At 66.3% G+C, this 9344-nt stretch carries 10 protein-coding genes; all 10 read left to right on the top strand.

Features of this window, described 5'->3' with window-relative positions:
• The first annotated feature begins 2 nt into the window (after positions 1–2).
• The 10 genes from CRO39_RS07650 (at position 3) to CRO39_RS07605 (ending at position 9321) form a co-directional block, all read left to right on the top strand.
• Complete coding sequence (locus CRO39_RS07650) at positions 3–1907, top strand: tail fiber domain-containing protein (protein WP_141400746.1); 1905 nt, start codon at positions 3–5, stop codon at positions 1905–1907.
• A 3-nt stretch (positions 1908–1910) separates the two neighbouring features.
• The gene (locus CRO39_RS07645; RefSeq protein ID WP_097121263.1) at positions 1911–2576 is read left to right on the top strand and encodes a hypothetical protein; all 666 of its coding nucleotides are present in this window, start codon (positions 1911–1913) and stop codon (positions 2574–2576) included.
• A 107-nt stretch (positions 2577–2683) separates the two neighbouring features.
• Positions 2684–3274, top strand: a complete 591-nt coding sequence (locus tag CRO39_RS07640; RefSeq protein WP_097121262.1) for a phage baseplate assembly protein V — start codon at positions 2684–2686, stop codon at positions 3272–3274.
• The gene (locus tag CRO39_RS07635; RefSeq protein WP_097121261.1) at positions 3271–3630 is read left to right on the top strand and encodes a GPW/gp25 family protein; all 360 of its coding nucleotides are present in this window, start codon (positions 3271–3273) and stop codon (positions 3628–3630) included. The genes CRO39_RS07640 and CRO39_RS07635 overlap by 4 nt, the downstream gene beginning before the upstream one ends.
• An 18-nt stretch (positions 3631–3648) precedes the next feature.
• Positions 3649–4818: a phage tail sheath subtilisin-like domain-containing protein gene (locus CRO39_RS07630; protein WP_097121260.1), complete on the top strand. Its 1170-nt coding sequence runs from the start codon at positions 3649–3651 to the stop codon at positions 4816–4818.
• 40 nt (positions 4819–4858) lie between these two features.
• A complete protein-coding gene (locus CRO39_RS07625; protein ID WP_097121259.1) occupies positions 4859–5368 on the top strand; it encodes a phage major tail tube protein in 510 nt (169 codons plus the stop codon).
• Between the two features lie 56 nt (positions 5369–5424).
• Positions 5425–5757 (top strand): phage tail assembly protein, encoded by a 333-nt coding sequence (locus tag CRO39_RS07620; RefSeq protein WP_097121258.1) that lies wholly within the window; start codon positions 5425–5427, stop codon positions 5755–5757.
• A gap of 8 nt (positions 5758–5765) precedes the next feature.
• Positions 5766–5879: a GpE family phage tail protein gene (locus CRO39_RS07615; protein WP_097121257.1), complete on the top strand. Its 114-nt coding sequence runs from the start codon at positions 5766–5768 to the stop codon at positions 5877–5879.
• A gap of 156 nt (positions 5880–6035) precedes the next feature.
• The gene (locus CRO39_RS07610) at positions 6036–8903 is read left to right on the top strand and encodes a phage tail tape measure protein (protein WP_097121256.1); all 2868 of its coding nucleotides are present in this window, start codon (positions 6036–6038) and stop codon (positions 8901–8903) included.
• A gap of 10 nt (positions 8904–8913) precedes the next feature.
• Complete coding sequence (locus CRO39_RS07605; RefSeq protein WP_097121255.1) at positions 8914–9321, top strand: phage tail protein; 408 nt, start codon at positions 8914–8916, stop codon at positions 9319–9321.
• Positions 9322–9344 lie beyond the last annotated feature (23 nt).

Below are 9344 nucleotides of genomic sequence, written 5' to 3'. Positions count from 1 at the left end.
GCGTGAGCGGCTTGCCCATCATCCTCACCCCGCAGGGCCGTGCCGCCCTGGTCAATGCGGACAACACTGGCACCTCCGGCCTGCGCATTGCCCAGATTGGCGTGAGCGACTCCGCTGCTGGCGTCGCCGGAGATGTACTGCAAGGCGAGATCAAGCGCCTGGCGACATTCTCCGGCCAGGTGGTGGCCGACGATACCGTTCACGTCACCATTCGCGACGACACCAGTGCGGTCTACGGGATGCGCGCCTTTGCCTTGTACCTGGAGGACGGAACGCTGCTGGCCTGGTACGCCCAGGCCGAGGTGATCTTGGAGAAATCGGCGCAGGCCATCCTGCTGCTGTCTTGCGATATTCAGTTCGCGGGCCTGAATGCCACGGTGTTGGAATTCGGCGACACCAACTGGACCAACCCGATTGCCACTCCGTCCGTCTACGGCGTGCTGAAACTGGCGACGGCGACCGAAGCGATGGCCGGCGAAAGCGGCGTCGCAGCCATCACGCCGGCCACCCTGCGGTTGGCACTGAATGCGCGCTTTGGCGACGGTGCCCCCAGCGGGTTCGTGAAAGGCCTGCTCAACCTCGCCACAGCGGCGCTGTTGCGTGCCGCTCTGGGCCTGGGTAGCGCGTCGCTGCGTAACGAAGGTGCGGGCAATAGCCTGGACGCCGACATGCTGGACGGCCAGCACGGCGCCTATTACCACGACTTCGAAAACCTCACTAACGTTCCTGCGTTCGCGCCAGAAGTTCATGAGCACACGATAGCGAGCGTCACTGGCTTGCAGAGCGCACTGAATGCAAAGGCTGCCGTGGCGCACCAGCATAGCGCCGGTGACATCACCAGCGGCACGCTGGACCTCGCACGAATTCCGGTCATCCCCGCCATCTCGAAGGTTGACGCGATGACAGGCGGAGGCACCGGTGAATCGGCCTGGATACGGCTGAACGCCGACCGGGCCAACGGAGCGGTGGGCGGCTCGATTCGAATCGGCTCCGACGGATCCGTGTACTTCACTTTCAATGACGCCACAACGGTTCGGTTCGATACCGCCGGACAGATGACGAACGGCACCGTGCCCTGGGCGCGCCTGTCTGGCGTCCCCGCGTTTGCGTCATCGGCCCATACGCACACGACTCTGACGCGGGGAAGCTACCTCACCGGCAGCAACTACAACGGCGGCGCCTCAACGACATGGGCCGTCGATGCGACGACGACATCGAACGCTTCGAAGATCGTCGCGCGTGATGCCTCAGGCGACATTCATGCCCGGCTATTCCGTTCCGAGTATGCCTCCCTGAACGCCAATATCGGCGCCATCATGACGCAGGTGAATGCGGGCGGGGCGACGGACAACTACATTCGACCCTCTACGCCCGCACAGGTGAAGGCGGCGCTTGCAATGTCAATCGCAGACGTTGCCAACCTTCAAGCGACGCTGAATGCGAAGGCGACATTGAACGCTGCCGTGACGTTTCAAGATGTCACCGCATCGCGCGGCAACGGAACGGGCGTGATTTACTTCGGCAATGGAAGCCGCTACCTGTATTTTGACGGCAGCAAATACCAGCTCGTATCCGCCCCTTTGTTAGTTGGCGGAACGGTCACGGCGCCCGCTTTTGCGCAGTCATCGAGCCGTAGGTACAAGCGGCGCATCGAAACGATATCCGCGAGCGACGCGTTGACGCTACTGTCCGGCGTTCGTTGGGTGACGTACCGCATGAGGGCGGATGGGAGTCATGCGGCGGGGGCCATTGCGGAGGAACTGGCGGATGGGCCGCTGGATTTTGTTGTCACGCGCACCAACAACGGCGCCCCGGATGGCATCAACTATCAGCCGCTGTTCGTTCTAGCGTGCGCCGCGCTGCGCGGGTTAACTGACCGCGTCTCCGCCTTGGAGTCGAGGGCGTAACGCATGGCGAAGAATTTCACCAGTGGCGGCGTGGACTTCGATGACCTGTTCGACCCGGACATCATGGGCGACGGCCCGGCGGCGCCCTGGCTGACCAGCGGCGGCGTTGCGCTGAAATATGCGGCGCTGTCCTACGGTTCCAAACGCGCCAATGTCGGATTCACGAGTTCGACCGGCGTCGACGTGTCGAACCTATGGGCGGCGAAGGGTTCGGCGGTATACGTAATTGAAGGGCTGCACGGCAAGGGACTGCATGCCTCCGAGCAGGCGCTCACCAATCAACAAACCGTCAGCGCGCAGGTGAGTGTCGCACTCAGAAGCGACGGCACCTGGGCGGTGTTTGGCGCAACGACACGGGGGAGCTTTCCTCAGTCCGCGCCCACCTCCGGGACATGGCTTCCCTCTGGACAGAGTGCGTCGGGTTATCAAGTGCAGTTTGAGGTTGTATCTTCTGGCAGTGCGGATCGCCGGGTCACCACGTCGGCCGCCACCTACCAATCCCTGTCAGCCACCCAGACCGTTGGGTTCGTGTTGCCGGACTTTTCTGCGGTCAATGCCACCGAGCGCAGCGCTTCGGCGACGATTACGATACGGCTTCGCCGCGTATCGACGGGGACTGTTTCCACGACCGTGCTTTCCGCGTACCTGTCGACGACCGGTTACACATAAGCGCGGCCTCCTGCCGTTGAACTGCCCCAGGGCCGCGCGACTGTATAGCCGCGACCTACAACGTGCGCCCGATGCGTCAGCACGGCCAACCCCGCACCATCGTTGGCATGCAACGATCCAGCGATCTGCCGCGCACCTCCAACAATCAGATCCGCTTCGGCACCGTGTCCGACGTGGATCTGGACCGCGGGTTGTGCCGCATCGCCACCGGGGACATCCATTCCGACTTCGTGCCGTGGCTGGTGCCGCGCGCCGGTGAAACCATCGAGTGGTCCTCCCCGTCCGTGGGTGAGCAAGTCGTACTGCTGTCGCCCGGCGGTGATGTCACCGGCGCGGTCGCTCTGCGCGGCCTGTACTCGACCCAGTTTGCGCCCCCCGGCAACAGCGCAACGCTGCATCGGGTCAAGTACGCAGACGGTGCTGTCATCCAGTACGACCACGGCAACCATGAATTGGTCGCCACCCTGCCGGGCGGCGGCAAGGCCACCCTCACCGCCGACGGCGGCGTGACGGTCAATGGCCCCTTCACCGTCAACGGCGACACCACCCTCAACGGCCACACGCAGGTCAACGGCGACGCCGACGTGAGCCAGACTCTGACCGCGCAGACCGACGTGGTCGGGGGCGGCAAGAGCCTCAAGACTCACCCGCACACCAACGTCCAGCCCGGCAGCGGCGTATCGGGACCGCCGCAGTGAGAGGGATGAGCGCCATCGACGGTCGCGTGCTGGAAGGCATCGACCACTTGAGTCAATCCATCGCGGACATCCTGACCACGCCGATTGGCTCGCGTGTGATGCGCCGCGACTACGGTTCGCTGCTGCCCGAACTGATCGACGCCCCGTTCAACGGCGCCACACGGCTGATGCTTTACGGCGCCATCGCCACCGCGCTGATGCGCTGGGAGCCGCGCATCGAGCTGAGCAAGGTCGACGTGGCACCGGGCACCGAGCCCGGCGCATTCACCGTCACCGTCGAGGGGCGCCGAACCGACGTGCCGGCCTCTACCGACTACACCCGCCTGACTCTTCCCCTGACTTTCCGCGCCACCTGACCCGCCCGGAGCATTGCCATGACTGACCAGTACCACCACGGCGTTCGCGTTGTCGAAATCAACCAGGGCGTGCGCCCAATCCGCACCATCTCCACCGCCATCATCGGCCTGGTGGCCACGGGTGCCGGCGCCGACGCCACCGTATTCCCCCTCAACAAGCCAGCGCTGATCACCGACGTGAAAGGCGCCATCGGCCTGAGCGGCGCCACCGGCACGCTGGGCGCGGCCCTGCAGGGCATCGCCGATCAGGCCGACCCGCTCGTCGTCGTGGTCCGTGTGGAGGACGGCGTCGACGACGCTGCCACCACAACCAACGTCATCGGCGCCACCACCGGCGGCAACTACACCGGCCTGCAAGCGTTGCTCGCGGCGCAGGCCCAACTCGGCGTCAAGCCGCGCATCCTGGGCGCTCCCGGGTTGGACACCGAACCGGTCGCGGTCGCGCTGGCCGTGGTCGCCAAGAAGCTGCGCGCCATGGGCTACGTCAGTGCGGGCACCAGCGCCACCAAGGAAGACGCGGTGCTGTACCGCGACAGTTTCGCCGACCGCGAGTTGATGATCATCTGGCCCGACTTCGTGGCCTGGGACAGCAGCACCAGCACCGCCGCGCCCGCCTTCGCCGTGGCGCGCGCCTTGGGCCTGCGCGCAAAAATCGACGCGCAGCAGGGCTGGAACAAGACCCTGTCCAATGTGCCTGTGGCCGGCGTCACCGGCATCAGCCGCGACGTGCATTGGGATCTGCAAGACCCAAACACGGACGCTGGCTATCTGAACGCCGGCGACGTGACCACCCTGGTCAATTTCAACGGCTTCCGCTTCTGGGGCTCGCGCACCTGCAGCGCTGAGCCGCTGTTCGCCTTCGAAAGCGCCGTGCGCACCGCGCAAGTGTTGGCCGACACCATCGCCGAGGGCGTGGCGCTGTTCGTGGACAAGCCGATGCACCCCTCCACCGTCCGCGACATCATCGAGACCATCAACGCCAAGTTCCGCGAGATGAAATCGCTCGGCCTGATCATCGACGCCACCGCCTGGTACGACGAGTCGGCCAACAGCGCCACCACGTTGGCGGACGGGAAGCTGTTCATCGACTACGACTACACCCCCACCCCGCCGCTGGAGAACCTGACCTTGCGTCAGCGCGTCACCAGCCAGTACCTGGCTGACTTCGCCACCCGCGTGACGGGCTGATCACCCGCCGCGCCACGCCCCTTTTTCGGAGAACCCTGCAATGTCCCTGCCCCGCAAGCTCAAGAACTTCAACATGTTCGGCGATGGCGAGAGCTACCTCGGCCAAGTCGCCTCGGTAAAGCTGCCGGTACTGACGCGCGCCATGGAGGAGTACCGCGGCGGCGGCATGAATGGCCCGATCAAGATCGACATGGGCCAGAACGGCCTGGAGATCGAATCCAAGTTCGGCGGCTTCATGCGCTCGGTTCTCCGCCAGTACGGTGTGACGCGACACAACGGCGTGCAGCTGCGTTACGCCGGTGCCTACCAGCGTGACGACACCGGCGCCGTCGACGCCGTCGAGGTGGTCATGCGCGGCCGCCACGAGGAAATCGACATGGGCGATGCCAAGGCCGGCGACGACACCGAGTTCACCGTCAAGACCGCGTGCAGCTACTACAAGCTGAGCGTCAATGGCGTGGTCGAGATCGAGATCGACCTGGTGAACATGATCGAGATCGTCGGCGGCGTGGATCGCCTTTCCGAACAGCGCCGCGCCGTCGGCACCTGACCCCAGCGGCCCGGTCTTGCGCCGGGCCTTTCCTTCCTCCCGAGAGAGCAACCGCAATGTCCAACCAGAAAGCCAACCCCAACGCCACCGCCGCGCCCGCCGCTGACCCGAACTTCGTGGCGCTGGATGAGCCGCTCCGCCGCGGCGATCAGGAGATCACCGGCGTGACCCTGCGCAAGCCGCGTACCGGCGAGCTGCGCGGCGTGCCGCTGGCCCAGTTGCTGCAGCTGGACGTGGGCGCCCTGCAGACCGTGCTGCCGCGCATCACCACACCGACGCTGACCGCGCACGACGTGGGCAACCTCGACCCGGCCGACCTGCTCGCCGTGGCCACGGTGCTGTCGGGTTTTTTCATGACCAAGGCGGAGCGAGCGTCCCTGCCCGCGTAGAGAACGCCATGGCAGACGTGGCGGCCATCTTCCACTGGCCGCCCCCGGTGATGGACGAATGGACCTTGGATGAGCTGATGGCGTGGCGCGAGCGCGCCCGGGAACGGAGCGGAGCGGAGTAGTGGTAATGTGCGCCCATGGTCACCCTAATCCTCATTGCCGCCGTCGCCCTGCTTGTGCTGGGCGTGACGTTCGCGGCGCTGGCGCCGGTCTACCGCCGCATCGGCAACGCCGTACACGGAAAGCGCACGCGCTAATCCCGTTCGGAGCCGCCTGAGATGGGCGGCAACGAACTCAAGCTCTCCGTTGTCCTCGCCGCCATCGACAAGGCCACCGGGCCGTTCCGTCGCATCATGGCCGGCAGCAAGGGCGTGGCCAACGCCATCCGTACGCAACAAAGCGTGCTGCGCAAGCTCAACCACCAGCAGCGCGCCATGGATTCGTTCCGCTCGCTGGAAACGCAAGTGGGCGGCACCTCGCAGGCCTTGCAGGCCCAGCGCCGCCATCTGGCCGAGTTGACCGCCCAATACAACCGGACGGCCGAGCCGAGTAAGAAACTCACGCGAGAGCTGAAACACCAGGCCGCACACCTCGGCAAGCTGGTGCAGCAGGAAGACCGTCAGCGCAACGCGCTGGCCGCGCAGCGCCAGGCATTGGCCGCCTCCGGTATCGACACCCACCGCCTGGCCGTCCACCAGCACCGACTCTCCGGCGAAATCGACACCGCCAACCGCAAGCTGGGCGAACAGAAAGCGCAGCTGGGGCGCCTGCAGCGCGCCTCCGCCACGGCGGCAAAGATTCATCGGGCCGGTATGTCGACGGCGCTCCACGGGGCGGGCGCGGCGTTTGCGGGCCAGCGCGCCCTGCAAGCGGAAATGCTGCCGCTGGCCAAGGCCATGGCCTTCGAGTCGGCCATGGCCGACGTGCGCAAGGTGGTGGACTTCCCAACGCCCGAGGCCTTCCGGCAAATGGGCTGGGACGTGCAGGACCTGTCGCGTCGCTTGCCGATGCTGCCGGAGCAGATTGCGCAGATCGTGGCGGCGGCGGGCCAGGCGGGCATCGCGCGCAGCGAGTTGCTGCGCTTCGCCGAAGACGCCACCCAAATGGGCGTGGCGTTCGACACCACTGCCGAGGACGCCGGCCAGACCATGGCCACCTGGCGCACCGCGTTCCGGATGAATCAGGACGCCGTTGTGCAACTGGCCGACCGCATCAACTACCTGGGCAACACCGGCCCGGCGAACGTGCGGCAGATCAGCGAGGTGGTGAATCGCATCGGCGCGCTGGGCGAAGTTGCCGGCCTGCAGTCCGGCCCACTGGCCGCGCTGGCGTCCACCGTGGCCGGTATGGGCATCCAGTCCGAAGTCTCGGCCACGGGCATCAAGAACATGCTGCTCACGCTGGCGTCCGGATCGGCGGCGACCAAGCGCCAGCGCGCCGCGTTCAAAGCCATCGACGTGGACGCAGTGCAGATGGCCCGCTCGCTGCAGGACGATGCCGGCGGCGCGATCATGTCCGTGCTGCAGAAGCTGCGCCAGCTACCCAAGGCCGAGCAGGCCGCCACGATGACCACGCTATTCGGCCGCGAGTCGATTGGCGCCATCGCCCCTCTGCTGACCAACCTGGAACTGCTGGCTACCAACTTCGACAAGGTGGCCGATGCGCAGCAGTACGCCGGCAGCATGCAAGCCGAGTACGCCGCGCGGGTGGCCACGTCAGAAAACACGCTACAGCTGCTGAAGAACACGGCGCTGGTGATGGCGCAGTCCATCGGGCAAACGCTGATCCCGGACTTCAAGACGCTGGCCACGCGCACCAGCGAAGTCGTGGGCCGCGCGGTGGAGTGGATCCGCGCCAACCCCGAGCTGGTACGTGGCATCGCGCGCGTGGTCGTGGGTGGCACGGCCCTGGTCACCGTACTGGGCGGCCTGCTGGTCGCCGGCGGCTTCGCGGCCATGGCCTTTTCGCAGATCCACCATGCCGTGGCGATCCTGAGCGGCGGCCAAGGGTTCATGTCGCTACTGGGCACCCTGGGCCAGTTGGCCGGGCGCGTATTGCCGTGGCTGCTCAACGGCACCCGCCTGCTGCTGCCGCTGCTGGGCGGCGTCAGCGCACCGGTGCTGGCCATCGGTGCCGCCATTGCCCTCGTCGCCGCGCTGGTATGGAAGTACTGGGAACCCATCAAGGCCTTTATGGTCGGCGTGTGGCAAGGCCTGTCTGACGCCGCAGCGCCAGTGATGGCCGAGCTGCGCACCGCGCTGGCGCCACTGGCGCCGCTGTGGGACATGATCAGCGGTGCCATGGGCAAGGCGTGGAACTGGATTGAACAACTGTTCGCGCCATTTCAAGCCAGCAACGAGCAGTTGCAGGCGGCCACCGGCTACGGCCGCACGTTCGGCCAGATGCTGGGCACGGTACTGACGACCTCGATCGGCATGCTGGTGAAGGGGGTGGGCTGGATGGCCTCGGCCTTCATGACCGTGCACAGCGTGATCGTTCGCGTCATGGGCGGCATCTGGTCTTACGTCCAGGGGGCCTGGTCGCTGGTCACAGGCATCTTCTCCGGCGACGGTGTGAAGATCCGTGCCGGACTGCAGGCGATGTGGTCGGGTATCAACCAGGTCCTCGCCGGCTGGCCAGCCAAGATGATGCAGGCCGGCGTGGACATGGTCACGGGCCTCATCAACGGCATCAAATCGATGCTCGGCAAGGCCGGCGACGCGATCAGCGGTGTGGGCGGCGGCGTGATTACCCGCTTCAAGTCGCTGCTGGGCATCCGCAGTCCGTCGCGCGTGTTCGCCCAGTTCGGCCAGTTCACGATGCAAGGCTTCGCCAACGGCCTCGTGCGCGCGCAGGGCGGCCCATTGCAGGCGATGGCCGGCATGGGCCAGCGTCTGCGGCAGGCGGGCGCCGGTGTCGCGCTGGGCGCGCTGGCAGCGCCTGCGGTCGCCGTCGACCACCGCGAACCGATCACAAGCGTACGGCCGGTTGTCCAGACCGGTGGCGACACTTTCCACATCACGATTCAGGTCGGCGCAGGCGCGCCCGCGCAAGACATTGCGCTGGCGGTGCGCGCCGAGATTGAGCGATTGCAGCGGGAGAAGCAGGCCCGCACCCGCTCCCGCCTGGGCGACTACGAGGACTGAGGCATTCCACATGTTGATGGCGTTGGGCACGTTCGTGTTTTCTCTCCCGCAGCTGGCCTACCAGCAGTTGGAGCGCTCGCTGAGCTGGCGTCACGCCGCCAGTGAGCGCATCGGCGCACGCGCCGCGCACCAGTACGTCGGTCCCGGCGAGGAAACCATCGAACTCAGTGGCATCGTGGCGCCGGAATTCACCGGCAAGCCCGCCTCCCTCGCGCTGCTGCGCCAGCTGGCCGGCGAAGGCCGGCCGCTGGCGCTGGTCACCGGTACCGGCGAGGTGCTGGGCGCGTTCGTGATCACGTCCCAACGCGAGACGCAGACCCTGCAGTTCGATGACGGTACGCCGCGGCGCATCGAGTTTCAGCTCACCCTGCTGCGCACCGATGACGCACAGTCGGCCAATACGGGCGGTGGCGCGTGAGTAGCGTTGCCCCTTACGCGATA

Origin of the sequence: Pseudoxanthomonas wuyuanensis, from assembly GCF_900215535.1 — a bacterium.
Classification (GTDB): domain Bacteria; phylum Pseudomonadota; class Gammaproteobacteria; order Xanthomonadales; family Xanthomonadaceae; genus Pseudoxanthomonas_A; species Pseudoxanthomonas_A wuyuanensis.
The sequence above is the reverse complement of the archived record's forward strand: the minus strand, read 5'-3'. Positions and strand labels throughout refer to the sequence as shown.

Coding starts and splice junctions, on each gene's coding strand:
- CRO39_RS07645 (WP_097121263.1), top strand. CDS start 1,911: ATGGCGAAGAATTTCACCAGTGGCGGCGTGGACTTCGATGACCTGTTC.
- CRO39_RS07640 (WP_097121262.1), top strand. CDS start 2,684: ATGCAACGATCCAGCGATCTGCCGCGCACCTCCAACAATCAGATCCGC.
- CRO39_RS07630 (WP_097121260.1), top strand. CDS start 3,649: ATGACTGACCAGTACCACCACGGCGTTCGCGTTGTCGAAATCAACCAG.
- CRO39_RS07625 (WP_097121259.1), top strand. CDS start 4,859: ATGTCCCTGCCCCGCAAGCTCAAGAACTTCAACATGTTCGGCGATGGC.
- CRO39_RS07620 (WP_097121258.1), top strand. CDS start 5,425: ATGTCCAACCAGAAAGCCAACCCCAACGCCACCGCCGCGCCCGCCGCT.
- CRO39_RS07615 (WP_097121257.1), top strand. CDS start 5,766: ATGGCAGACGTGGCGGCCATCTTCCACTGGCCGCCCCCGGTGATGGAC.
- CRO39_RS07610 (WP_097121256.1), top strand. CDS start 6,036: ATGGGCGGCAACGAACTCAAGCTCTCCGTTGTCCTCGCCGCCATCGAC.
- CRO39_RS07605 (WP_097121255.1), top strand. CDS start 8,914: ATGTTGATGGCGTTGGGCACGTTCGTGTTTTCTCTCCCGCAGCTGGCC.